Source organism: Parafrankia sp. EAN1pec (genome assembly GCF_000018005.1).
GTDB lineage: Bacteria > Actinomycetota > Actinomycetes > Frankiales > Frankiaceae > Parafrankia > Parafrankia soli.
In genome coordinates this window covers 2,847,027-2,871,712 of sequence record NC_009921.1, presented here as the reverse complement: position 1 = coordinate 2,871,712, position 24,686 = coordinate 2,847,027, and the positions used below count along the sequence as shown (strand labels likewise).

At 73.1% G+C, this 24,686-nt stretch carries 21 protein-coding genes and 1 pseudogene; 10 read left to right on the top strand and 12 right to left on the bottom strand.

Annotated elements, in window-relative coordinates:
• The first annotated feature begins 280 nt into the window (after positions 1-280).
• On the top strand, positions 281-1,660 hold the full coding sequence (locus tag FRANEAN1_RS11850; RefSeq protein ID WP_020460009.1) for a hypothetical protein: 1,380 nt from the start codon (positions 281-283) through the stop codon (positions 1,658-1,660).
• Positions 1,661-1,728: 68 nt separating this feature from the next.
• Positions 1,729-4,011, top strand: coding sequence for a BTAD domain-containing putative transcriptional regulator (locus FRANEAN1_RS11845; protein ID WP_020460008.1), 2,283 nt, complete (start codon positions 1,729-1,731; stop codon positions 4,009-4,011).
• Between the two features lie 104 nt (positions 4,012-4,115).
• On the opposite strand, the gene FRANEAN1_RS11840 is transcribed toward FRANEAN1_RS11845, so the two are convergent.
• Both FRANEAN1_RS11840 and FRANEAN1_RS11835 read right to left on the bottom strand, forming a co-directional pair.
• Positions 4,116-4,526, bottom strand: coding sequence for a hypothetical protein (locus tag FRANEAN1_RS11840; protein WP_020460007.1), 411 nt, complete (start codon positions 4,524-4,526; stop codon positions 4,116-4,118).
• A 120-nt stretch (positions 4,527-4,646) separates the two neighbouring features.
• Positions 4,647-5,882: an enoyl-CoA hydratase/isomerase family protein gene (locus tag FRANEAN1_RS11835; RefSeq protein WP_347177095.1), complete on the bottom strand. Its 1,236-nt coding sequence runs from the start codon at positions 5,880-5,882 to the stop codon at positions 4,647-4,649.
• A 97-nt stretch (positions 5,883-5,979) separates the two neighbouring features.
• Here FRANEAN1_RS11835 and FRANEAN1_RS11830 point away from each other — a divergent pair, with 97 nt between their 5' ends.
• From FRANEAN1_RS11830 to FRANEAN1_RS11820, 3 genes are all read left to right on the top strand, one after another.
• Positions 5,980-7,446: an amidohydrolase family protein gene (locus FRANEAN1_RS11830; RefSeq protein ID WP_020460005.1), complete on the top strand. Its 1,467-nt coding sequence runs from the start codon at positions 5,980-5,982 to the stop codon at positions 7,444-7,446.
• 118 nt (positions 7,447-7,564) lie between these two features.
• Positions 7,565-8,953: an IS1380-like element ISFsp15 family transposase gene (locus FRANEAN1_RS11825; RefSeq protein WP_020460004.1), complete on the top strand. Its 1,389-nt coding sequence runs from the start codon at positions 7,565-7,567 to the stop codon at positions 8,951-8,953.
• A gap of 706 nt (positions 8,954-9,659) precedes the next feature.
• Complete coding sequence (locus tag FRANEAN1_RS11820; protein ID WP_020460003.1) at positions 9,660-10,895, top strand: cytochrome P450; 1,236 nt, start codon at positions 9,660-9,662, stop codon at positions 10,893-10,895.
• A 140-nt stretch (positions 10,896-11,035) separates the two neighbouring features.
• Here FRANEAN1_RS11820 and FRANEAN1_RS11815 read toward each other — a convergent pair whose 3' ends face one another.
• From FRANEAN1_RS11815 to FRANEAN1_RS40855, 3 genes are read right to left on the bottom strand one after another with little or no spacing between them, the layout of a single operon-like run.
• A complete protein-coding gene (locus FRANEAN1_RS11815) occupies positions 11,036-12,862 on the bottom strand; it encodes an ABC transporter ATP-binding protein (RefSeq protein ID WP_020460002.1) in 1,827 nt (608 codons plus the stop codon).
• Positions 12,859-14,571 carry an ABC transporter ATP-binding protein gene (locus FRANEAN1_RS11810; RefSeq protein ID WP_020460001.1) on the bottom strand — a complete coding sequence of 571 codons (1,713 nt, stop codon included), beginning with the start codon at positions 14,569-14,571 and terminating at the stop codon, positions 12,859-12,861. Before FRANEAN1_RS11810 ends, FRANEAN1_RS11815 begins: the two co-directional genes overlap by 4 nt.
• Positions 14,568-14,720 (bottom strand): hypothetical protein, encoded by a 153-nt coding sequence (locus FRANEAN1_RS40855; protein WP_157472565.1) that lies wholly within the window; start codon positions 14,718-14,720, stop codon positions 14,568-14,570. Before FRANEAN1_RS40855 ends, FRANEAN1_RS11810 begins: the two co-directional genes overlap by 4 nt.
• 309 nt (positions 14,721-15,029) lie before the next feature.
• On the opposite strand from FRANEAN1_RS40855, the gene FRANEAN1_RS11805 reads away from it, so the two are divergent.
• Positions 15,030-15,902 (top strand): helix-turn-helix transcriptional regulator, encoded by an 873-nt coding sequence (locus tag FRANEAN1_RS11805; RefSeq protein ID WP_020459999.1) that lies wholly within the window; start codon positions 15,030-15,032, stop codon positions 15,900-15,902.
• 315 nt (positions 15,903-16,217) lie between these two features.
• Positions 16,218-16,556, top strand: a pseudogene (locus FRANEAN1_RS11800) (hypothetical protein).
• A gap of 96 nt (positions 16,557-16,652) precedes the next feature.
• Here FRANEAN1_RS11800 and FRANEAN1_RS42105 read toward each other — a convergent pair.
• Positions 16,653-16,817 (bottom strand): hypothetical protein, encoded by a 165-nt coding sequence (locus tag FRANEAN1_RS42105; protein ID WP_020459997.1) that lies wholly within the window; start codon positions 16,815-16,817, stop codon positions 16,653-16,655.
• A gap of 351 nt (positions 16,818-17,168) precedes the next feature.
• Here FRANEAN1_RS42105 and FRANEAN1_RS11795 point away from each other — a divergent pair, with 351 nt between their 5' ends.
• On the top strand, positions 17,169-18,044 hold the full coding sequence (locus FRANEAN1_RS11795; protein WP_041254046.1) for a hypothetical protein: 876 nt from the start codon (positions 17,169-17,171) through the stop codon (positions 18,042-18,044).
• Between the two features lie 35 nt (positions 18,045-18,079).
• On the opposite strand, the gene FRANEAN1_RS11790 is transcribed toward FRANEAN1_RS11795, so the two are convergent.
• Positions 18,080-18,418: a flavin reductase family protein gene (locus FRANEAN1_RS11790; protein ID WP_020459995.1), complete on the bottom strand. Its 339-nt coding sequence runs from the start codon at positions 18,416-18,418 to the stop codon at positions 18,080-18,082.
• On the opposite strand from FRANEAN1_RS11790, the gene FRANEAN1_RS11785 reads away from it, so the two are divergent.
• A complete protein-coding gene (locus FRANEAN1_RS11785) occupies positions 18,417-19,178 on the top strand; it encodes a DUF429 domain-containing protein (protein WP_041254045.1) in 762 nt (253 codons plus the stop codon). The two genes, FRANEAN1_RS11790 and FRANEAN1_RS11785, sit on opposite strands and share 2 nt — an antisense overlap.
• Before the next feature lie 37 nt (positions 19,179-19,215).
• The gene (locus FRANEAN1_RS11780) at positions 19,216-19,989 is read left to right on the top strand and encodes a type 1 glutamine amidotransferase (protein ID WP_020459993.1); all 774 of its coding nucleotides are present in this window, start codon (positions 19,216-19,218) and stop codon (positions 19,987-19,989) included.
• A 337-nt stretch (positions 19,990-20,326) separates the two neighbouring features.
• On the opposite strand, the gene FRANEAN1_RS11775 is transcribed toward FRANEAN1_RS11780, so the two are convergent.
• The 5 genes from FRANEAN1_RS11775 to FRANEAN1_RS11755 all read right to left on the bottom strand — a co-directional run bounded on the left by FRANEAN1_RS11775 (position 20,327) and on the right by FRANEAN1_RS11755 (position 24,610).
• Positions 20,327-20,644: an antibiotic biosynthesis monooxygenase gene (locus tag FRANEAN1_RS11775; RefSeq protein ID WP_041255782.1), complete on the bottom strand. Its 318-nt coding sequence runs from the start codon at positions 20,642-20,644 to the stop codon at positions 20,327-20,329.
• 248 nt (positions 20,645-20,892) lie between these two features.
• On the bottom strand, positions 20,893-21,216 hold the full coding sequence (locus tag FRANEAN1_RS11770) for an antibiotic biosynthesis monooxygenase family protein (RefSeq protein ID WP_018505692.1): 324 nt from the start codon (positions 21,214-21,216) through the stop codon (positions 20,893-20,895).
• On the bottom strand, positions 21,216-21,953 hold the full coding sequence (gene fabG / locus FRANEAN1_RS11765; RefSeq protein ID WP_020459991.1) for a 3-oxoacyl-ACP reductase FabG: 738 nt from the start codon (positions 21,951-21,953) through the stop codon (positions 21,216-21,218). The genes FRANEAN1_RS11770 and fabG overlap by 1 nt, the downstream gene beginning before the upstream one ends.
• 102 nt (positions 21,954-22,055) lie before the next feature.
• Positions 22,056-23,342 (bottom strand): beta-ketoacyl synthase N-terminal-like domain-containing protein, encoded by a 1,287-nt coding sequence (locus tag FRANEAN1_RS11760; protein ID WP_020459990.1) that lies wholly within the window; start codon positions 23,340-23,342, stop codon positions 22,056-22,058.
• Positions 23,339-24,610, bottom strand: a complete 1,272-nt coding sequence (locus FRANEAN1_RS11755; RefSeq protein WP_041255781.1) for a beta-ketoacyl-[acyl-carrier-protein] synthase family protein — start codon at positions 24,608-24,610, stop codon at positions 23,339-23,341. The genes FRANEAN1_RS11760 and FRANEAN1_RS11755 overlap by 4 nt, the downstream gene beginning before the upstream one ends.
• Between the last annotated feature and the right edge of the window lie 76 nt (positions 24,611-24,686).

Sequence of the window (24,686 nt, the reverse complement as noted above, 5' to 3'; positions counted from 1 at the left end):
GTGACGGGCAGCGCGGAAGATCTCGCGCCGAATGTAACCAAACGTAGTGTGTTGACAAGTCTCCACCCGCAATCCAAACTTCTAATCGAGTTGGCGAGAAAAACATTTCACGGACGGCAATGAATCGACCGGCAATGGCAGCGGGGAAAAGTGGGACCCTGCCGCAGATCGGCCGGCACCTCTGTCCGCCAGTGGGCACCGCCGGCGGGCGGCGGCCGCCGCTGCGCGGATACGGGATTCCAGAGCCCCGCCCTGACTGGCGACGTGAGGACAGACCAGGTTGTTTCGGAACCACCAACGAAGACGGCCGCCGCGAGAAAAACAGATAACGGCGCTCCTGCGGGGCGCGCGGGGCGCGGGGCGCGGCGGTGACCTGCACCTGGCGGTCGCGTTCCAGTCGAGCGCGGGCCGGCTGGCGCGCGTACTCCACGCACAATCCCCCGGGGACGTGCGCGGAGCCCAGCTGCTCGGTGGCGTCCTGTATGACCTGGCAGCCCTGCTGCATCGGGCCGGCAGTGACGGCGAGGCCATACGGGCACTCGAGGACAGTGAGCGGGCGTACGCGACCCTCGCCGGGCGCGTACCGGCGGCGGGTGGGTGGATCTCCGACGTGTACGCCCGGCGCGCCGTCCTGCACGCCCAGCGGGGCTGCGGCGCGTCCGCGCTGGCGGATGTGCAGGCGGCGCTGCACGCCCGCCACGTGCTCGACGGGGCCGACGGGGCCGATGGCCCCGATGAGGCCAGGACCCTCGCGCTCGGCAGCGACGTCCTCGGCGCGTTCGGGGACCCGGACATGGCGGTCGCGGCCGCCGACCGCGCCGTGCGCGGCTACCTGAGCTGTTTCGGCCCGGCCGGCGTGGCCGGCGTGGCCGGCCCCGGCCTGCCCCGTACCTCCCCCCACGTGGGCTACCTGGCCCGTGCCTGCCGGGTGGCGGCCGTCATCCGGCAGGCCCGCGGGGCCGGTGAGGAGGGCCGGGCCGCCCGGTTGGCGGCCGCGGCCGCCAACCTCGGCGCCTCGGCGCCGGCGACCGTCCTGGAGCGGCGGTTCTCCTCACCGAACCCGCCGGATCTCGCCACCGGCCTGGAGGACGCGCTGCGCGTGGTGCCCCGCTGTGGTGGCGACGGCCGTCGCGCCGAGCTGCTGCGCGCGGCGCTGGTGCGTGCGCGGGCCGACCGAACCGCCCTGACCTGGTACGAAGGCGTCACCGTCGACGCACCCGAGACGACAGCGGGCACGGCGACCGGCGCCACGATGGGCATGGGGCCGCCCGGTGTCGGAGGGTTGCTGGCGCGGCTCGCCACGGCCGTCCTGCCCACCGACGCCGCGGCCGGGATGCGGCTGGCCCTGGAGGCACACCGCCTGCGCGCCGGCGCACCGGCGGCCCGCTCCGGCCGGGCGCACGCGGATGACTCGGCCTGGGCGGAAGTGCTGCTGACTGCCAGCAGGCAGGTCGCCGGCACCGGGGACACACTGTTCGCCCTGGACCTCGGCGCCTGGGCCGCCCGAGCCACGCAGGCCCCCGCGGACACCTGCCCGGCGGGTGCGATCGACGGTCTCGACGCGCGCGAGGGGGGACCACCTCGACACAGCTCCCGGCCGTCCGACATCCACTGCCGGCCGGATTTGGGTACCGGGGCCTGGCAGGCCCTGCCGTGCTAGCGGCGGCGCCTCGGGACGCGCCAAGGGCATCCATCCCGGTCAGATCACCCGATCGCCCTGGAGGACCGTTGAAGACAGCCGGAACGGACCAGGCCGGCGGGATCCCCCGGTTCCAGCTGCTCGGCCCGCTCGAGGTCCGGGACGGGCACGACCGCCCGATCCCGGTCTCCGCCGCGAAGCAACGCGGTGTGCTGGCCACGCTGCTGGTCGACGCGGGCACCGTCGTCTCGACGGACCGATTAGCCGACCTGCTCTGGGACGGCTCGCCACCACCGTCCGCCAAGAAGACGCTGGAGAACTACCTCAGCCGGCTGCGCCGGCTGCTGGGGCCGGCGGTGGGTGGGCACCTCGTCACCCGCTCCCCCGGCTATGTGATCGAGCTCCGGGACGGGCTGGAGGTCGACCTGGTCATGCTGGCCGATCTCGCCGGACGGGCGCAGGAGGCCGCCGACCGGGCGGACTGGACCCGTGCCGGCCGCGACGCCCGCGAGGCGCTGGCGCTCTGGCGCGGTGACCCCTTCTGTGACGTGCCGGTGGAGCGGCTGCGGTGCGAACAGACACCGCACCTGGCCGAGGCCCGGTTGCGGCTGCGGGAGCTGGCCCTGACCGCCCAGGTGATGCTGGGCGATCACCACATCGCCCTGCCCGGTCTCCGGCGCCTCGTCGAGGAGACCAGAATCCGGGAGCACCCCTGGGAGCTGCTGATCAGCGCCCTGTACCGCTGCGGCCGCAAGGCCGAGGCGTTCGAGGCGTACCGCCGTGTCGGCAGGATCCTGCGGGACGAGCTCGGGGTGGATCCCGGCCGCGGGCTCCAGCGCCTGCACGGCCTGATGCTGGCCGACGACCCGCATCTCCTGCCCACAGCGGACGTCCACACACGCCTGCCCCCGCCGGGCACACCCGGGACTCCGCCGGCTGGCACCCTCCCGCCACCGGCCGACACCCTGGCGCCACCGGCCGACACCCTGGCGCCACCGGCCGACACCCTGGCGCCACCGGCCCCGCCCGGGGCGTCCGCCCGGCCCGGACCGCCCGTCCTGTCGACCGTGGACGCCCCGGCAGCCGAGGTCCGTCAGGGCGTCGCCGCCCGCTACGGGAGCCTGCCGGCACCGCGCACGGCCACCGATCCGGACCCGGCGCGGGCGCTGCGCCTGCTCAGCGGATGGGACGGAGACGACCTGCCACTGGCGGCGGCAGGTGCCATGCTGCGCCGGCCGGTGGAGATCGTGCGGCGTGAGCTGGGCATCCTGATCGATCTGCGGCTTCTGGAGAGCCCCGCCCCGGGCCGGCACCGGCTGCCCCCCGCCGTGCGGGTGTTCGGGCGCACGGCGGCCCGGGCCCAGCACACCGACGCCGAGCGGCAGGAGGCCCTGGCCCGGCTCCTCGGGTGGTATCTGCAGACGGCGATCGCAGCCGAGGACGTGCTGCATCCCTACGGCCGTCGGCAGGTCTCGGGTACGGGCGTGGCCGAGTTCCCACGCGAGGGCTTCGCCAGCTACGGGGACGCGTCGGCCTGGTTTTCGGCCGAGCACGCGAACCTCGTGACCGCGGTCCGGGTCGCCGCCTGCACGGCCGAGCACACCATCGCCTGGCAGCTGGCTGCCGGTCTGACCGGCTATCTCCATCTCAGCAAGCGCTGGACGGACTGGATCACGACCACCCAGATCGGCCTCGTCTCCGCCAGGCACCTGGGCGAGCGGTCCGGCGAGGCCGCGCTCCTGCTGAGCGCCGGCCTCGCCTACCGCGACCTACGCCTGCTCGGCCGCTCCGTCGACCTGATCGAGAAGGCGACGGCGATCCGGCAGGAGACGGCGGACCCGTGGGGTGAGGCGTGCAGCCTGCTCGGCCTGGGCCGGGTGCACGGACCGGACCGGATGATCGTCCACCACCGCCGCGCGGAGAAGATCTTCACCGAGGCCGGGAACCTCTGGGGCTACGCCCTGACCCAGATCGAGCGGGGGCGGGCCCTGCGCAGGCTGCACCACCCCGAACGGGCGGTCGCCTGCCACCGCGGCAGCGCCGCCATCCTGGCGGACCTCGGCGACCTGTGGGGAGTGGGGCTGGCGCACCTCGGCCTGGCCGAGGACTACCTGGCCTACGGAAGCCACGAGGACGCGGCCGCCTCGTGCCGCCGCTCGCTGGCGGTCTGCTGCGAGATCGGCGACCGTCACACCAGCGCGCGCGTCCTCGCCCTGCTGGGACAGATCTACCTCCAGCTCTCCGATCCGGCTGCCGCCCACCAGGCATGGAGCAGGGCGTTACGGATCTTCGAAGATCTCGCCGACCCGCGCGCCACGCAGGTTCGGGTGGGCATGGCGAACCTCGACGCGGCGGTGGCGATGGCGTCCTGACCGCGGCTGGTCGGCGACGATCGCCGGCGAAGGGCGGACGGCGGAGGGCATTCGTGAACGGGCGGCCCGCCGACGTTCCATGGGCGGAGACGCGCACCGAAGTCCTACGGGAAACGGAAGGTCCGGGGGTGCAGCTGGGGGCGCAGCGGCAGCAGGAACGGGAAGGCGGTGCGCCGCTGCGGCCACTCGTCACGCGGCCAGGTCCGCCAGGACGGCCAGGGCACCGCGTGTACCGCCCGCGGCAGGCCGAGGACTGACGGCGGTTCCACCGCGGGCGGCAGCGGGGTCTCGGCCCAGTCGACCGTGAGGCTGCCGCAGAACGCGCACGGCGGACCGCCGCGAGGCGCAGGAACCGGGACCCCGTTGTACCGGTAGACCTCGACGAGGCCGCCGTCGTCGTCGAACCAGCGGGTGACACCGAACGAGCGCTCCCACACACGGCCGCATCGCCGGCACCGGTAGAAGATCTCCACGTTCGCGTTCTCCACGTCCACCACAGGGTGTTCGACGCTCATGGACCGAGCCCTTCGTCCGCTTCGTTGGGGTCAGGCCTGCCCCCATCTCTGCCCGACAGGGGCGGAGTTAACCCGGGACGGGAGGTCGTCACCCAACTCGCCGCGCCGCGGCCTGGGCGATCACACCGGGGGGCGGGCGTCTCCGTGCACTGGGCGGACCTCGTCAACCAGGCCCCAGTTCGCCGCGGTGGCGGCGTCCAGCGGCCAGCCGGTCAGCGACAGGAACGCGGCGCGCTCCCGGCCGACCCGGCGCACGACGCTGGACGTCCCACCCGCGCCGGGCACCAGCCCCATCGCGAGCTCGGGCAGCCGGAGGGTGGTCGCCGGATCGGCGATCACCCTCCGGGCGAAGGCCGGGACCTCCACCCCGGCTCCCACGCAGGTCCCGTGCATGTACGCGGTGACCCGGCGCGCGCAGCGCAGCAGTGACAGCGGGATGCTGCGGGTGGTCCGCACCGCGTGGGCGCGGGCCGGGTCGGGCAACGAGCCGAACTCGGTGAGGTCGCCGCCACTGCAGAACGAGCGGCCGGCCCCCCGCAGCCGCACCTCGGCGACGGTCGGGTCGGCCCCGGCCAGGGCGAACGCGGCGGCGAGGCCGTCCCGCAGATCGCGGCTCACCGCGTTGTGCACGCGCGGCCGGTTCAGCACGACCCACAGCTCGTCGCCGTCCCGCTCGACGAGAACCGCCGGCTCCGTGGGCTGGCCGGTGGGCTCGGCGCGCACCGGCGCGGTGGCGGCCCCGGCCTCGCGACGCTCCCGCACGGCACGGTGCTCGGCGAGCCAGGCGGCGAACTCGGGGCCCCCTTGCAGCGTCGAGTAGGTGAACGACTCGGCGATCACGGCGTCGCGGACGTCGATCCCCGCCGAGTACCGCACCAGCTGGGTGAACGCCACGCAGGCGCCGGGGACGGCACGGGTCATGGCTGCGATCGCGCCGAGGGCGGCCGTGAACCCGTCGCCCGGCCGCAGCGGGCCGACCCACGGGGCGGGCGGCGTGGCCTCGCCGGTCAGCAGCACGTCGTAGCCGGCCGACTCGATGCCCGAGGGGAGATCGGCGAGATCCGGCGCGACACCCACCAGCACGCACGGCAGCCGGCGGGCGAGCTCACCGACCTCGACCGCCAGCGGGCCGTGGGCGCGCACGGCCAGCAGCGGCCGTCCGGTGTGCGCGGCGAACATCTCGGGGTCGGCGCGCAGCAGGAGCAGCGCCTCCTCCGGCTCCAGGACATCGACCTCCAGGACAGCCACATCCGCCACATTCGCGGCGGCGACATTCGGGGCAGCGACGCCGGGGACGATCGTCGTACTCCCCCGCCCGGTCGGCCGGGCCCCCGCCTGGTCCTGACGAACATCCACGGCGCCCACGTTAGGCCCGTCCCGTGCCGTCGTGCCAGGCACAGGCCCGCACACCGTACTCTCGGGCTGCCGCTCCCCCGCGCCCCGAGGTGATCCCGTGCTGGTCAGACGCGCCGAGGCTGTCCTGGGTCGCGGTGGGAGGCCGGCGGGCCGGCCGGCCGGCGGGCTGGTGGACGTCCGGATCGGCGGCGGGGTCGTCACCGAGATCGGGCCGCCCGGGCAGCGCCTCGCCCGGCAGCGTGGCGAGGACGAGCTCGACGCCGTCGGCGGGGCCCTGCTCCCCGGCCTGCACGACCACCACATCCACCTGATGTCGCTGGCCGCGGCCGCGTCATCGGTCGTGCTGGGCCCGCCTGAGATCACCGGGCCGCGGGATTTCGCGAACCGGCTGCGGACGGCCGCTGCCGCGGCGCGCGCCGGGACGGCCGGCGGCTGGGTCCGCGGGGTCGGCTACCATCCGGCCGTCGCCGGGGACCTCGACCGGGTGGCCCTGGACACGCTCACCGGCGACGTCCCGGCCCGGGTGCAGCACCGGGGCGGCGCACTGTGGGTGCTCAACTCGGCCGGTCTGCGCGCGGTGGGCCTGGGCCCGGAGTCCTTTCTGGATGTCGAGGGCGTCGAACGGACGTCCGACGCGGTTCCCACGGGGCGGCTGTGGCGGCTCGACGGCTGGCTTGCCGGCAGGGTCCCGCGTGTTCCGGCCGATCTCGGCGCGGTGGGCCGGGCCGCCCTCGCCGTCGGTGTCACCGGCTTCACCGACGCCACCCCGCAACGGCGGCCCTCCGATGCCACCGCGCTCGCCGACGCCGTCGCCTCGGGCACGCTGCCGCAGCGTCTGACGCTGATGCGGCCGTTGGACGGCGGACCAGCCCTGCCGGACGGGATCTCGCCCGGCCCGGTGAAGATCATGCTGGATGACACGAACCTGCCACCGCCGGACGCGCTCGCCGAGCGTGTCCGGCGGGCGCACCGGGCCGGCGCCTCGGTGGCCGTGCACTGCGTGACCCGCGTCCAGCTCGTGGTGGCCCTCGCCGCGATCGGCGACGCGGGCCCGCCGCCGCCGGGCACCGCCGACCGGATCGAGCACGGCGCGGTCGTCCCGCCGGAGCTGGCCGCGCTGGTCGGCGCCGCCGGGCTCACCGTCGTCACCCAGCCGAACTTCGTCGCCGAGCGCGGGGACGCCTACCTCGCGGAGGTCGACCCGGACGACCTCGACTGGCTCTATCCCTGCCGGTCGCTGCTGGCCGCCGGGATCGCGGTCGCGGCCGGCACCGACGCACCCTTCGGTCATCCGGACCCGTGGCGGGCCATCCGGGCCGCCTGCGAGCGGCGCACGGCGTCCGGTCGGGTGCTCGGCGGCGGGGAGCGGGTCGACGGGCGGACCGCGCTCGACCTGTTCCTCGGCCGCCCCGGCGACCCGGCCCGCCCCCGCCGGCTCCGCCCGGGTCTGCCCGCGGATCTGTGCCTGCTGCGAACACCGCTGGACGACGCGCTGGCCGACCCTGACGCCGCGCACGTCGCGGCCACGATCATCGACGGCGCGCTCGCGCACACGGCGCCTTAGCCTCGGGCTTTCACGGCGATGATCGTCTGTTGGGGTGTCGGAAATAGGAAAGTGCTCCTGAGCTGGGAGGATCGGGCTTGTCTAGGGCCTGAATCCATCCAATCCAAGGAGCACCTTCATGGTGCAGAGTACCGGTGTCTACCCGTCTGTCCGCATCGACGCCGCCGGGCGGGGTGTCGTGTCGGCGGCGGGCAGCGTGCTGCTGACCGAGACGGTCCGCGTCAGCGGGCTGGGTCGGTTGCTGTCCGACGCGCTCGCGCCGTGGCGGTCGCCGCTGGCGACGCATGACCCGGCGAAGGTACTGACCGATCTGGCCGTGGCGCTGGCGTTGGGCGGGGACTGCCTGGCCGATATCACGTTGCTGCGCGCGGAGCCGGCACTGTTCGGGCTGGTGGCCTCGGACCCGACGGTGTCACGGACGATCGACCGGCTCGCCGGCGACGCCGAGAAGGTCCTGACGGCACTCGACCGGGCCCGCGCGGCAGCGCGGGGCCAGGTATGGGCGGCGGCCGGGGAACACGCCCCCGACCACACGGTGTCGGTGCACGACCCGCTGATCGTGGATCTCGACGCGACACTGGTCACCGCCCATTCCGAGAAACAAGACGCGGCGCCGACATTCAAACGCGGCTTCGGGTTCCACCCGTTGTGGGCGTTCATCGACCACGGCCAGGCCGGCACCGGGGAACCCGCGACGGTCCTGCTGCGCCCCGGTAACGCCGGGTCGAACACCGCCGCCGACCACATCACCGTCGCCACCGGCGCCCTCGCCCAGCTCCCGGCCCGGCTACGCCGCTCCCGCAAGGTACTGATCCGCGCCGACTCCGCCGGTGGGACCCACGCCTTCCTCGCCTGGGCGCACCAGCGCAGGCTGGCCTACTCGGTCGGGTTCACCCTGCCCGACAACGCCACCCAGCTAATCGCCCGCCTCCCGAAGAAGGCGTGGACACCGGCCTACGACGCCGACCGCCAGCCCCGAACCGGCGCTTTCGTCGCCGAACTGTCCGGCCTGATGGACCTGACCGGCTGGCCACCGGGCATGCGTGTCCTCGTCCGCAAGGAACGCCCGCATCCCGGCGCGCAGCTGCGGATCACTGACGTCGACGGCAACCGGATCACCGCGTTCGCGACCAACAGCGTCCGCGGGCAGCTCGCCGACCTCGAACTACGCCACCGCCGCCGGGCCCGCTGCGAAGACCGCATCCGAGCCGCCAAGGACACCGGCCTGACCAACCTGCCTCTGCACGACCTCGACCAGAACAGGGTCTGGTGCCAGATCGTCGCGCTCGCCTGCGACCTGATCGCCTGGACACAGATGCTCGCCCTCGCAGACCAGCCAGCCCGACGCTGGGAACCGAAACGGCTACGCCACAGCCTGTTCTGGCTCGCGGGACGGCTCGCCCACCACGCCCGCCAGAGCGTGCTCCACCTCGCCGCCCACCACCCCTGGACACCACTCGCCATCCAGGCGATCACCACGCTGCGCGCCCTACCCGCTCCCGGATAGCCCCGGCCACCGACCTCCCACCCCACCGACCAGAAGGAACCCCACCCGGACGTGGACCGGGCGCCCACCCCGCGCGACAGCGGGTCACCCCGCCACGGCCACACCCAGGCCAGACGCCACAACTCAACATCAACAAAGGTGGAAGGTCAACCGTCAGTCACGCCCGCCCAAGGCATGAAAGATCCGGGTTAGGGTCCGTCACGGCGCCCGGCCCGCATGCTCCGCCGGGCCACGTCTCCCGCCGGGCCCGTCGACTGCCGGGCCGGGTCCACCGCTGAGCGGGGTCCTCTGCCGGGGCGCGTCAGCCAACCACAGACCGGGGCTCCGCGCCGGGGAATTAGCTGCCAGGCCCTGGCATGTTTTGACCCGAGGCAAATCGGCAGTCTTGCTCCCCCGCAACGATCGCCTCGCTAGGGTTATTTCGACGCAACTGCCCATGTTCGAGGGGGTTTGTGCGATGACGGACCCGGGCCGGCACGACCACCGGGCGGGCGGTCGCCACCCACCGTGGATGAGCACATCCCGGCCGATCTGAGGGCCGAGCGCGTACCACAACGTCACGCCCACGCGGCGGCGCGGCCGTCTCCGCCCCGCCCCGCCCGGCCCCGGCCGGCACCCGCGTGCACAACACCAGCAGCGATCCCCCGCCAGGCCGTGCGCGGTGCGTCGTTTCCTGACCCTGACCGTGAAAGGATCCATTTCTCCCATGTCGGTCACCGAGACTGTGCCTCAGGATCAGGACCAGGATCTTCCGTCCTTTCCTTTTCCGGACACCTTCAGCCCGCTCCCGTCGGGAACACTGGCCGAGATCGCCCGGCGCGCGCCCGCGATACGGGTTCGCTTCGGCCCCGGGCAGATCCCGATCTGGCTCATTGTCCGGCATTCCCCGGCCCGGGCGATGCTCAGCGACCCGCGCTTCTCCCGTACGAAGACGCTTGAGTTCCGGCCCCCGCTGACCGGGGCACAGATTCCCGACCCGAACTCGCTGCTGTGGCTGGATCCGCCCGACCACACCCGTATCCGACGGCTGGTCTCCACCGGATTCGCCCACCGCCGCATCGAACAGCTCCGGCCGTGGGTCGCCGAGACCGCCCGCCGGCACGTCACCGCGATGACCGCCAAGGACGCCCCGGCCGACCTGCGCGCCGCCCTGGCCGCCGCGCTGCCGGTCGACGTCATCTGCCAGATCCTCGGCGTTCCGGAGATCGACCGGGAGAACGTCCGGACATGGAGCGAGACGCTTTTCCGCTTCGCCACCAACCGGGAGGCCGCCGCCGCCGGGCAGAAAGCCCTGTACGGCTACATGGACAGCCTGGTGCGCGAACGGCAGGCCCAGCTCGCCGCGGGAGAGCCCGTGACGAAGCTGTTCGACGTCCTGATCACCACCCAGGACACCGACGACGGCCGGCTGAACGAGGTCGAGCTGCGTTCGCTGGCGCTGACGCTGCTCATCGGCGGGTTCGAGACGACCGCCGGCGTGATCACCAATGCGGTCACCACGCTGCTGACCGACCGGTCGCAGTGGGAGTCGCTGGTCGGCAACCCCGCGCTGCTACCGAACGCCGTCGAGGAGCTGCTGCGTTACCACCCGCTGTCGATGACCTTTCCCCGGGTCGCGACCGAGGACGTCGATCTCGGCGAGTTCACCGTGCGGGCCGGCGAGGTCGCGATCGCCCCGTTCGCCGCCACCAACCGGGACCCGGACCTCTACGACGACCCCGACCGGCTCGACCTCACCCGGGAGCCGGTGGCGAATCTGGCCTTCGGCCACGGGGCGCACCACTGCATCGGTGCGCACCTGGCCCGGGTCGAACTGACCGAGGTGCTCTCCGCGCTGATCGACATCGTTCCCACCCTGCGCCTGGCGGTGCCGGTGTCGGAGCTGCGCTACGAGCTCGCCGCGCCGATCGGCCGTCCGGAGAAGCTACCCGTCGCCTGGTGACTCACCCGTCGGCGCGCCTGCCCACCCCGACGTGGCCCGTCCGGCCACGCCGGGGTGGGCACCGCGACCGGACGGGCTCCCTCGTCGCGAGTGCAGACGTCAGGCCCGCCACGCACCCGTCGGCCCACCCGTCGGCGACCTCACGCCGAGGCCGAGGACGGAGCGCTGCTCGCGGGACCGCTGGTGGGATCACCGTTCGACGACCAGGCCGACCACATCCGCGCGTAGTGACCACCCGCGGTCACGAGCGCGTCGTGCGAGCCGCTCTCCACGACCCGGCCCCGGTCGAGGACGACGACCCGGTCAGCCGCCGCCGCCTGCGTCAACCGGTGGGCGACCAGCAGGACGGTGCGGCCGCTCAGCGCCCGCTGTGCGGCGAGCTCCAGTCGCCTGGCCCCGGCGCTGCCCGCCTCGGCGGTGGCCTCGTCGAGGATGACGATCGGGGCGTCGACGAGGAGGAGGCGCGCGAGCGCGAGCTCCTGGGCCTGCGTCGGGGTGAGCCGGTGGCCGCCCTTCCCCACGACGGTCCGGATGCCGGACGGCAGCGCGGTGACCCACTCCAACGCGCCCGCCCGCTCCAGCGCCCCCTCGATTTCCACCTCGGTGGCCTCCGGCCGGGCCAGCCGTAGATCCTCGATCAGCGGCCCGGCGAACACGTGGACCTCCTGGGTGATCAGGCCCACCGACCGGCGCAGCTCGTCCGGGCCGAAACGGTCGACCGGCTGGCCACCGAGCCGCAGCTCACCGGACGCCGGCGGGTGGAGCCCGGCGACGAGCTTGGCGAGCGTGGTCTTGCCGGCGCCGCTGGCACCGACCACCGCCAGGCGTTCCCCTGCCGGCACGGCGAGGTCGACACCGTGCAGGACCTCATGGCCGGCCCCGTAGGCAAACCGGACGTCGCGCAGGTCGATCGACGGCTCGGTGAGGACCGTCTCCTCCCGCTGCTCCGGCAGCGGCACACCGGCGACACCGACGAGACGGGACAGTGCCGCGCCCGCCTCCTGCACCATGTCGATCATCATCAGCACCATGTTGACCGGTTCGAACAGGCGGCTGAAGTAGAACGCCGCGGCCGTGGCCGCGCCTACCGTCACGGATCCGCCCCGCACCAGGTAGAAGCCGGCGACCAGGACGGCCGCCACGCCGATGGCCTCGGACAGGTGCATCCGGCCCCAGAAGCGCGTCCGGAAGCGCATCGCCCGGAAGGAGCAGTCCATCGCCTCCTCCGACCGCCCCGCCATCAGCCGGAGGTGGTCGGGACCGAGCCGGAAGGCCCGGACGGTGTCCGCGCCGCCAACCGAGTCGAGCAGCTGCTGGGCACGGGCGCCCTCGGCCACCCGCTGGGCGGCGAACACCGGTCCCGATCGCCGCAGGTACCACCGCAGCGCGTAGAGGTCCGTCGGTACGGCCAGCAGCGCGACGGCGGCGAAGCGCCAGTCGATGACCGCCAGGCCCACCGCCGTCATCCACACCAGGAAGACGGACATGGCCAGCGTCGGCACGATGTTGCGGATCGCCGTCGTCACGACCTCGACGTCACCGCTGATCCGCGCCACGAGGTCGCCGGCGCCACTGCGCTCCACCGCGCCCGAGGGCAGGTGCAGCGCCCGCTCGACCACCTCCTCCCGTAACGTCGCCAGAACGGGCTCGGCGACGAACGCGATCAGCGTCCTGGTCAGCACCTGGAAGACACCCGTGGCGACCGCGACGAGCACCAGGACCTGGACCGGCCAGACGATCGCCCCCCGGTCACCCTCGATCGCCGCGTCGATCACCCATCCGAGGGCCCGCGGCGTGACCAGCTGGACGGCCGCGCCGACCGCCAGCGCCAGGACCGTGAGCACCGCGAGATACCAGCGGGGCCGCAGCAGGCGAAGCGCGTACCGCCAGGTCTCGCCCGCTCCCGCCTTCGGGAGGAGACCGTCCTCGGGCTCCGGGCCCGCGGACGGGCCTGGGCGGCGCCTCATGCGAGCACCAGCTCGCGGTAGCGGGGGTGCGAGCCGACGAGCTCCTCGTGGGTCCCCTCGGTCGTGATCACGCCGCCGTCGAGCACCACGACGCGGTCACAGAACGACAGCACGGCGGGGCTCGAGGTCACGCAGACCGTGCTCGCGCCGTCGCGTAGCTGCCTGACGCCCTGTGTGATCTTCAGCTCGGTGAGCGAGTCCACCGCGGTCGTCGGCTCGTGCAGCACCAGCACGGGGACGTCCGCCGCCAGGGCCCGGGCAAGGGCGACCCGCTGGCGCTGACCGCCGGACAGCGACACCCCGCCGTGCAGGAGCCGGGTCCGCAGGCCTTCGCTGAGCACCTCCTCGAGGTCGTCGAGCCCCGCCGCCGCGACCACCGGGCCGAGCTCCGCCCCGGGCGCCGCGGAACGGATGTTGTCCGCCACCGTCCCCTCGAACAGCTCGGCGTCGTGCGGGGCCACCAGGACGACCGATCGGGTCTCGTCGGGGTACAGCTGCGCGACGGACTCACCGTCGAGCAGGACGGTTCCGGTCTCGGGGTCGGCGTCGCGGGCCAGGACCGCCAGCAGGGCCGCCGCCTCCTTCGGATCGGAGGCGACGATGCCGACGAACTCGCCCGCCGCCACCTCCAGGTCGAGACCGCGGATGGTGCCGGCCGAGAAGCCCTCGAAGCGGAGGCGCCCGGGGCCGGCCGCCGTGGCCTGGCGGGTGCCGCCGACCGCGTGGGGGGCGTCGAGGATCGCGGCGATGCGACCGGCCGAGGCCAGCGACTGCGCGCGCTGCGAACCGAAGCCGGTGATCCGGTTGAGGGGATCGACGAGGAACTGCGCCAGGCCGACCGCGGTGATCAGCGCGCCGATGCTGATCGACCCGCCGGCGGCCAGCCGCCCCGCCACCAGGGTCACGGCGGCGAGCAGACCACCGGCCAGCACGACGGCCACCGCCCGCACGGTCGACTCCGCGGCCGCCGAGCGCAGGGTCGCACCCAATGCCTCCCTGCTGGCCGACCGGTAACGCGCGACGGCGGGACGCTCACCACCGAAGCCCTTGAGGACCCGCAGGCCGGCGATCAGGTCCGCGGCCAGGCCGGTCGCCGCGGCCATCTTCGCGCGTTCCGCGGCGCTGCGGTGCTCCAGCGGCCGGCCGAGCACGTGCGTGATCACCAGCAGCAGTACCGAGCCCGCGGTCACGAGGGTGGTGAGCGGCAGGGAGAACCGTACGAGGGCGACCACGGCCACGCCGACTCCCGCGAAACCGGAGATGGCCATCGCGGTGGCGTAGTTCAGCATGCCGACCTTCAGGGCGTCGCCGGTCGCCAGGGAGACGAGCTCGCCGGGCATCCGCTCGGCCCCGGCGGCGCCGTGTGGGTCGAGAACCCGTTCGGCCAGCAGCATCCGCAGGTCGTGACCGGCCCCTTGGGTCGCCCGCAGGTTCGCCCGGAAGCCCCACCTCATCGCGCAGGTCAACACCACGAAGAGCCCGAGGAGCGCCGCCAGCCACCGCAGCATGGACGGGCCGTCCCCGGTCGCGACCGCGCGGTCGACGGCTAGGCCGATCGTGACCGGCACGAGTGCCTCGGCCACCTGGTGGCACGACAGGAAGAACGACGAGGCGCCGAGGTGGCGAAGCTGGCCCCTTCTCGCTCGGCGCAGGATCGACGCGGCCGTGTGGGTCTGACCGGTGGAATCAGGTGCCACCGCGGCGTTCACGGCGCATTCCACCCGGCGCCATGAGTTCCTCGCACCGCGCGCGCGGGTTCTCTTTCCTCCCGCTGCCGGGCGTACAGCCGGGACTGTTTGGTCGGCAGGTTCTTCCATAACAGGTCTGGCGGCTCGACCACGTTGCCGTCAATGCTCACCAGGACCGGATCGTCCCACTTAATTTTTGTCTCCTCGGCCGTCGGGTCGGGAAGCCGTCGGCGCGCACATCGAATCAACGGGAACCGTGATCGCGCCTTTCGACTTCCCCATACTTGTACGCTTCACAGCCGTGGCCGTCTCTGCATCTACGGCCAGATAGCCAACACAAACGGCCAAGATCAACACGTGGATCCGGACACAGGCCGCCGACCTGCACATCCAGCACGGCCGACGGCCAGACTGATCGCCTTCCGGCGCGCGACCGTGACCGGTAGACCACAGCAGGCCCCGTTTGTACACTCTCGGCCATGACCGCCTCCGCACATTCCGCCAGGAGAGCGCCGGAAACGGCCAGGGTCAGCCTGGTCGATGTGCGCCGAGGGGGGCACGCCCTCGGCGGCAGCTACCTGTACGAGGGCGAGCGGCTCGTCACCGGCTGGCACTCACACGACCTGCACCAGATCGAGTACGCGGTCGCGGGCGTGGTCGAGGTGGAAACCGCCACCGCGCACTACCTGCTGCCGCCGCAGCAGGCCGCGTGGATTCCCGCCGGCCTCGAGCACCAGGCCACCATGAACACGGCGGTGCGGACGGTGTCGGTGATGTTCGACCCGCGGCTCGTCCCGCATCCCGGAGACCGCGCCCGCATCCTCGCAGTGGCCCCACTCATCCGCGAAATGATGATCTACGCCCTGCGGTGGCCGATCGCCCGGGCGGAGCACGACCCGGTGGCCGACGGCTTCTTCCAGACGCTCGGCCACCTCGTGTCCGAGGCACTCGACCACGAGGCGCCACTCAGCCTGCCGACCTCGACCGACCCGATCGTGTCGGCGGCCATGGCCTACACCCAGAACCATCTCGACTCGGTGACGGTCGGTGAGGTGAGCCGGGCCGTCGGCGTGTCCGAGCGGACGCTGCGCCGCCAGTTCCGCTCGACGCTCGGCCTGTCGTGGCGCAGCTACCTCCTCCAGGCCCGCCTGCTGCGCGCGATGGCGCTGTTCGCCGTGCCCGGGCAGTCGGTGCTGGAGGTCTCGACGGCTGTCGGCTTCGACAACGGCAGCGCGTTCGCCCGCGCGTTCTCCCAGTACTGCGGCGAGACGCCGTCGTCCTACCAACGGCGGATAAGCGCCGCGCCGCAACCATTGACCGTGTCCGGCACCGCGGCCGGGCAGCAGGCCTGACGACGCGGCTCCGGCACGCCCGACGGCTCCGGCCAGCCGGGGCGAAACCGAAAAGCCGGCAGCGCCTCCCGCATTTCACCCGGCCACCCTGGCGACCGAGATGACGGCTATTCATGCCTCTCGCGCGCCCTTTTTGATTCCCGATCGGGGAGCATCCCAGATGCCGCGGCCCATTCGGCGCCAGACATCCCAAGTGCGACCTTGGGTTCGCATTCCGGCGGCGCTTCAACGCCATCCGAAGCAGCTGGGGTAGCGTTCGCTGCGCGCCTTCAGGCGCGTCAGGAAAACGACCACCGAGAAGGGGATCCAAAGAAAATGATCCAGCAGCAGGAGCAGCGCCAGATCGAGCAGCAGCGGCGCCAGGTGGAGCAGCAGCTGCGCCAGAACTGGCGGCAGCTGCGCTACCGCATCCTCGACCAGTTCGGCCAGGTCAGCACGGCGGACCTCGACGCCGCCACCAACATCAACGACCTCGTCGCCCGTATCGCGGACAAGACGAACCACAGCGAGCGGTACGTCGAGAACCGCCTGCGCGAGCTGTCCGGTGTCGCGGCCAACCAGAGCGGCCTGTTCGTCTGAATGGACTGTCCAGCGCATCTCGGCGCTGGACAGCCGGGCGATCGGCAGCGCCAGCCGTCCGGCACCCCGTGGTAGAGGAATGCCAGGCCGGTCAGGCCTTGGCACATCCTGGGGGAACGTGACGTAAGCCGGCACCCCGCCCGAACTTCGATCGCTACTCGGCGCGTGCTCTCACTCCGCCGCGCCGAGTAGTGACCGAAACTCGAGAAGATCGTCCATCAGCTTGATGTTCTCCGATGTCCTCGGGAGCCGACGCAGTTCCTCGAGGATCACGTCCGTTTCCTCCACGGTGGGAACATCATTGATCGACTCGACCAGCCTGACGATGTCCGTCATGGGAATACCACTCTCCCGCCATTGTGACGCGGATGGGCCGACCCGGTACCACACGACCGGATGTCACGCAAACCAAGAGTCGCACACGGCGATTCACCGGAAGTTAAGCTCCGAGCTCCTTCCGTGTTAAATGCCCCTCTGGAACCGCTTCGGTACGGTGGGCTACATCTCGCCCGCAGTGCCAGAGCCGGTAGCGGTAGGCCGCTACCGGTCCGCTGGCCGCGCGCTACCTGCGCCAGGGACTCTCGTCGCACCCGGTTCACCCGGCCGTGTGATCCGCGGCGGCGTCCCGGTAGCCAGCTCCGAGAGCCCGCGGCCCGAGCGGCCCGCGCCAGAGAAAGGCTCCAGTTCATGCCCATCGATGTGTCGCAGTACGCCGGCGTCTCCGCGACCGACTACCTGCTCGAGCTCGTCGACCTGTTCGAGAACTCGAACATCGGAATCATGGTCACGGGCTTCGACGGAACCGTGCGCCGGGCGAACCGGGCGCAACGCCGGATCGCGGACTGGCCCGACGCCAGCTCGTCGCCCTCCGGGCTGTCGGCCAGGGCGCTCCTGGACGCCGCGACCTGGGACCGGCTCACGGCCACCGCGGCCGACGGGTACGCGCTCCACAACGTGCCGGTCACGGTTCGTCGGGCCGACGGCTCGACCGCGGACTGCCTGCTCGACGTCAACGGCGAGCCGGACGGCGGCATGCTCCGCATCGTCACCCGGCCGGCGTTCCAGGCGTCCCTGCCGGGGCCCGACAGCACCGACGCGTCGGAGTGGCACCGCGAGTGGGACCAGGCCGACGTCACCCCGCTCGTCGAGCCGCTCGACGAGGCGGGCGTCCAGTCGCTGGCCAAGGAGCTCGACGATCTCTTCGAGCTCCTGCCCGTCCCCGTCCACGCGATGGCCCGCACCGCCGAGGTGCGGCGGACCAACCAGGTTCACCTGCGGTTTCTCGGCTGCGAAGACGAGCCGGCGCGGTTCGTCGGGCAGAACCTCCTCCCGATCTTCGCGGTCGAGGCGGACCTGGTGGCGATGGGCGAGGCCATGACCGGCCAGAGTGGGATCGTCAACTTCCCGACCACGATCCGCCGGCTCGACGACTCACTCCTGCCGATGATCGTCTATTCGAGCATGGTGATGCGGGACGACGCCTTCGTCGGCACCCGCTGCTTCGTCTTCTTCGCCGACGCGTCGGACGCCCCCGACAGCGCACCGGCCGGTGAGCCTGCCTGAGAGCCGACCCGGCGGGGCCGATCAGTCGGGGCCCGTCAGGCGGGATGGCCCGGTTCCATGTCGCGCACGTCCTGGAACCCCAGCTGGCGCAGCGGACCGTGGAACTTCCCCGCGACCGGATCGATCACGAACGCCGTGTGGTCACCGACCTCGGCGGTGGTCATCACGGGCCCGGCGAACCAGGCACGCGGGCCCGCCAGCACCGGCATCCCGAAAGGCCCACCCGACCAGCGACAGCGGGCGAACTTGTCGACCTCGTCGCCGGTGAGCTCGCCGAACAGCTCCGACAGCTCCCGGTCGGCGACGTCGAGGAGGTGCACGGCCAGGTGCGTCGCCTGCGCGGGCCGCTCTCGCGGACAGTGAGATGGGCCCATGCCGGTCGCAGGTGTTCGGGTACTAGGGGTGGACGCCTGCCCCGGCGGATGGGTGGCCGTCGAGCTGACCGGCGGCGCCTTCACCGGCGCGCGTTTCGCCACCGCGCTGCGCGACATCACCGACCTCACCAACCCGACGGACCAGGCCGGCCCCGCCACCCCGGCCAACGCCGCCGACCCGACGGCTTCGACGGGCCAGGCCTTCGGCATGATCGCCGTTGACATGCCGCTGGGGCTACTCGCCGACGGCTGGCGGGAATGTGACCGAGTGGCGCGGGCCGCGGCCGGGCCGCGCCGGGCGAGTGTCTTCCTCGTGCCTCCGCGGCCGGTCTGGGCCGTCGAGGAGTTCACGGACGCGAACGCGCTGTGCCGGGCGATGACCGGCGGCGGCCTGACCCGCCAGGCATGGGGACTGCGCCCGAAGGTCCTCGAGGCCGACGCGCTGCGGGCCGAGCGCCCCGGCGCGCTCCACGAGGTGCACCCCGAGCTGGCGTTCGGCGCGATGGCCGGCGCGCCGCTGCCCTTCGCGAAGACGACCTGGGCGGGAGCGGCCCGCCGGCGGACCCTGCTCGCCGGCGCCGGCATCGCGCTGCCCGACGACCTCGGCGCGGCGAACACGGTGCCGCCGGTGGACGTCCTCGACGCCGCGGCGGCGGCCTGGACGGCACACCGCATCGCGACCGGCACCGCCGGCTGCCTTCCGGACCCCGGGCCGGGCCAGCTCGACGACCGGGGCGTCCCGATCGGGATCTGGTTCTGAGCCGTCCACGAGCACGTGGCGTACCGTCGGGAACACTGTGAGCGTCGAGAACACGCTGGGCTCCGACAAGGCGATCCGGGCCGGCACGCCGCCACGGGCGGTGGTGATCGTGCACGACGTCACGGATGGTGCCGCCGTGGCCGAGATCGGCAGCGTCGGCGACCGGCTGCGCCACCACGGCATCGACTTCACCCTCGTCACCTCCGGCTCACCGCCGCCCTCGCCGCGGTCGCTGGACCTGGTCGTGGTCATGGGCTCGGACAAGTCCGCCTACGACGACACCGTGCCCTGGCTGTCGTCCGAGCTCGCCTACCTGCGGGCCGCGGTCGAGGCCGGGACACCGGTGCTCGGGATCTGTTTCGGCGGCCAGTTGCTCGCCCGCGCCCTCGGCGCCGCCGTGCGGCAGGCGCCGCGCCCCGAGCTCGGCTGGCGCTCGGTGACGACAGCGGCGCCGGATCTCGTCCCCGCGGGCCCATGGCTCGAGTTCCACTTCGACACCTTCGACGTCCCGCCTGGCGCCGAGGAGATCGCCTGGACCGCGGACGCCCCGCAGGCGTTCCGCTCCGGGCCGCACCTGGGCGTCCAGTTCCATCCCGAGATCACGCCGGCCAGTTTCGAGGGGTGGGTCCGCGGGTGGCGGGAGCAGGGACTCGAGCCGTGGCTGCGCGGCCACGGCGTCGACGCCGCCGCCCTGCGCGCCGAGATCGCCACCCGGGCCGACGAGGCGCGGCACCGCTCGGACGCCCTGTTCGACGCCTTCTGGACGAGCGTCCGCACCACAGCCGGCTCCAGACGGCTCCGGGCGAAGTGAGCCAGCCGTCCCGGCCCGACGGGCCCCGGCCAGCTGGACGGGACCGGCGAACGGGCACTGGGCGGACTGACGGCCAGCGGCGTGGTGCGGTGGGCGCAGTCGGCTCGGCAGTGACCGTCCGGGAATTGTGGACCGCCGCCGGGCACAGGCCGCGACCACGGCCACGTTGGGAACCCGAAAGTGATCGCCGTCGGTATAGCAGGCATTGTGCTGCGGCCAGCAGCACAATACCGAACGCGCGGGCCTGAGTCAGGACGGAGCCCGGCGGCGTGCGGGAGCCGGGCTCCCGCACGCCGCCAGAACGTGCCGACTCGCGCCGGCTCGAATTAGCCGCGGTTCAGAATCCGTCCGGCTCGGTGAAGGGGCCGTCCGGGCCGTAGGCGGCGACCTCGGTGAAGATGGTCGCGCGCATCGCCGGGTCCTGCAGCGGACGCAGCGGCGAGGTGGCCGGCTTGTGGTCCGCCCCGCGTTCCCAGGTCACGAACTCGGCCATGCTCGCCCACTCGCTGACGACGGCGAACTTCGTCGGCTCGGCGGCGGAGCGCAGCAGGCGGTTCCCGAGCAGGCCGGGCGTGCCCACCAGCTTGGAGCTGATCTCGTGGTAGGCCCGCTCGACCGCGCCCTGATCCTCGGCCGGGTCGACCGCCCACAGCATCACCCGCACCCGGCCACCGTCACCGGCCTCAGCCTCGACCTCGGCCTCGACCTCGGCCTCGGCCTCGACCTCGACCGGGCCGGACGCGGGCGACCCGGCAACAGCCGACTCGCCAGTGGACGACTCGGCCACAGCCGGCTCCGCGGTCGCCGACTCCGCAGCGGCCGACTCCGCTGGAGCCGACTCCGCTGAGGCGGTCTCCTGCGGGTCGGTCTCCGGCGGGGCATCCGCCTTCTTCTTGCGGCGGATCACTCGGCCGCCGCGCCGACAAGGTGGGTGAGCACGGTCCCGGTGACCATCGAGCCGCTGGCCCGCAGGGGGTGGAGGATCTTGCGGTGCTCCAGGTGCCCGGGGCTCAGCTCGAACTCGCGGAACTTCGGCTCGTCCACCCAGTCGCTGATGATGTAGTACGTGCTCGGCTCGTCCTCGGAGCGGATCAGCCACTGGCCGAGGTTCGCCGGGTGGCTGGTCACGCCGTCCCCGATCCGCAGCCAGGTCTGCTCGAACTCCTGCTCGCGGCCCGGGTGGATGTGCATGGTCAGCATGATGCGGAACGGCTGGGGGTGGCCCATCAGATTCCTCCGTCGACCGTGAAGGTGGCGCCGTTGACGTAGCTGGACACGTCGCTGGCGAGGAACAGGACGACGGCGGCGACCTCGTTGGCCTCGCCGAGCCGGCCCAGCGGGATGCGGTTGGTGTACGCGGCGCGCGCCGCCGGGGGCATGCCGGCCGCCTGGTCGGTCTCGATGACGCCCGGCGAGACCAGGTTCACCCGGATGCCCTTGGAGCCGAGCTCCTTGGACAGCGAGCGGGTGAGGCCGATCAGGCCCGTCTTGGCCGCCGTGTAGTGGGCGCGCAGCGGCACGCCGACGAGCCCGGCGCCGGACCCGATGTTGACGACCGTCCCGGAGTCGCCGAGCAGCGGCAGCGCACCCTGGGTGACGAGGTGGGTCGCGGTCAGGTTGGTGGTCAGCACCTGCGTCCAGGCGTCCAGCGGCAGGTCGGCGTACGGGATGTGGCTGATCGTCCCGACGCTGTTCACGACGATGTCGAGGCCGCCGAGGTGGGTGCCGGTCGCCGACACCAGCTCGGTGATCTGCGCCGGGTCGGCGACGTCGGCCTGCACCAGCAGGTGATCGTTGCCGGTGTCCTTGAGCTCGCGGCGCAGGCTCTCGGCGTCCTCGGTCTGGCGCTGGTGGCCGACCACGACGGTGGCGCCGGCCTGGGCGAGCCCGAGCACGACGGCCCGGCCGATACCGCGCGTGCCGCCGGTGACCAGGGCACGCTTGCCGGCCAGGTCTGGGAACATCAGTGATCCTCTCGAAAGGTGAGTCTGGAACGTTCCGGTGGCCTTGGCCACCCGGGATCCCCCGGCGCGCCGACGGCGTCGTCGGCGCGCCGGAGAGGCAGGTCAGTCGGTGTCGACCGCCCGCAGGACGAGCGAGCTGTTGAACCCGCCGTGGCCGCGCGCGTTGACCAGCGCGGCCCGGACACGGCCCTCACGCGGCGAGCGCACCAGGTCGAGGCCGTGGGCGGGGTCGGGCTCGTCGAGGTTGCCCACGGCGGGGATCACCCCGTCGCGGATCGACAGCAGCGCGGTCGCCGCGGCGAGGGCGGAGCCGCCGGCGCACAGCCGTCCGATGAGCCCCTGCGGGGCGGTGACGGGCACCGCTCCGGCGCCGAAGACGGCCCGGATGGCCTCCGCCTCCAGCGCGTCGAGGTCCGGGGAGCCGGCGCCGTCGGCGAACACGACGTCGACGTCGGCGGGGGTGAGCTCCGCGTCGGCGAGCGCGCGGCGCATCGCCGCGGCCAGCCAGCGCGAGTCCGCCGGCGCCTGCTCGTGGTGCGCGCCGTCGTGGGTGGCCGCGTAGCCGGCGATCTCGCCGTAGACGCGGGCGCCGCGGCGGGCCGCGGCAGCCGGGTCCTCGACGAGCAGGGTCGCCCCGCCCTCACCGGGCAGGTAACCGTTGGCGCGGACGTCGAACGGCTTGTAGCCGTCCGCGGGGCTCGCCGCGGAGCTGACCCGGCCGCTGCTGAGGTGGCAGGTCAGCGCGTACGGCGTCAGCCCGCACTCGGCGCCGCCGGCGAGCACCGTGGGGGTGCCGCGCCGGATGGTCCGCCGGGCCTGGGCGAGGCTGTCGACGCCGCCGGCGCCGTCGGAGACGAGGACGCCCGACGGGCCCTTGAGCCCGTGCCGGATCGAGGTCTGGCCGGTCGTCGCCGCGTAGAACCAGGCGATCGACTGGTAGACGCTGACCGCGGTGCGCCCCCGCGTCCACAGCCGGGACAGCTCCCGCTGGCCGAAGTCGTTGCCCCCCGAGCCGCTGCCGAAGACCACCGACGTCTCGTACGGGTCGTGCTCGGCCGGGTCGTAGGCTGCGTCGGCCAGCGCCAGCTTGGACGCGGCCATGCCCATCCAGGTCCAGCGGTCGGTCTGCACGAGGTAGCGGTGGTCGACGAACTCCTCGGCGGCGAAGTCGGGGACCTCGCCGGCGATCCGGGTGTCGTAGCGGCTCGCGTCGAAGCGGGTGATCGGCGCGACGCGCAGCTCGCCGCGCAGCGTCGAGGCCCAGTACGCGTCGAGGCCCACCCCGCTGGGCGCGATGACCCCGAGCCCGGTGATGACCGGCCGCACCGCGCCCGCGGCCGGCCGGGCCGGGCCGGCCGTCCCGGACGGCGCGGTGTCGAGGACGGTCATGCCCGGTCCGCCGAGGTCAGGACGATGGCCGACTGGAACCCGCCGAACCCGCTGCCGACCGACAGCGCCGCGTCCACCGTGTGGTCGCGGGCGGTGTTCGGGACGTAGTCCAGGTCGCACTCGGGGTCGCGGGTCGACCAGTTCGCCGTCGGCGGCACCACGTTGTGCTCGATCGCCAGCGCGCAGGCCGCGAGCTCGATGGAGCCGATCGCGCCGAGGGAGTGGCCGACCATCGACTTGATCGAGCTGACCGGCACCTCGTGGGCGTGGGCGCCCAGCGACCGTTTGAAAGCGGCCGTCTCGTGCCGGTCGTTCTGCTTCGTCCCCGACCCGTGGGCGTTGACGTAGTCGACGGCGGACGGGTCGAGCCGCGCCTGGTCCAGGGCGATGCGGATGGCCTCGGCCATCTCGACGCCGTCCGGGCGCAGGCCGGTCATGTGGAAAGCGTTGGACCGCGAGGCGTACCCGCCGACCTCGCAGTAGATGTGCGCGCCGCGGGCCCGGGCCGACTCCAGCTCCTCGAGGATCAGCACGGCGCTGCCCTCCCCCATCACGAAGCCGTCGCGGCTGGCGTCGAACGGCCGCGAGGCGTGCTCGGGGTCGTCGTTGCGGGCCGAGGTGGCGCGGATGGCGTCGAAGCAGGCGATGGAGATCGGCGAGAGCGGCGCGTCGGAGGCGCCGGCGATCACGATGTCCGCCTCGCCGTCGACGATGAGCTGGTGGCCGTAGCCGACCGCGTCGATGCCGGAGGTGCACCCGGTGGAGACCACGAACGACGGGCCGTGCGCGCCGAAGCGGCAGGCGATCTCGGTGGCCAGGCAGCTCGGCACGAGCGCGTGGTAGAGGAACGAGCTCGCGTAGCGCGGGTCGACCTCCCAGTGCTTCCCGCCGTCGCTGACGACCACGTACTCGTTCTCGAGCCGGGTGGTCGCCCCGACGGCGCTGCCCATGCTCACCCCGACGACCGGCCCGTCGCCCGGCTCGCGTTCGGTGCCGCCGACACCGAGGCCGAGGTCCAACCCGCTGTCGGCCACCGCCTCCGCGGCCGCGGCCAGCGCGAACTGCACGAACCGGTCGTTGCGCGCGATCTCCTGGCGGGTGAGGCCGGCGGCGAGCGGGTCGAAGTCGCACTCGGCCGCGACCTGCGACCGGAACGGCGACGGGTCGAAGAAGGACAGCCGGCGGGTGGCGGTGCGGCCGTCTGTGAGCAGGGTCCAGAACTCTTTGCGGTTCGAGCCACCGGGGGCGACGACGCCGACCCCGGTCACCGCGGTGCGGCGCGGACCCCCGTCCCGTGACGCCGGCCCGTGAGCGTCGTCCGGCCGCGACCGCTGCGTGGGTTTG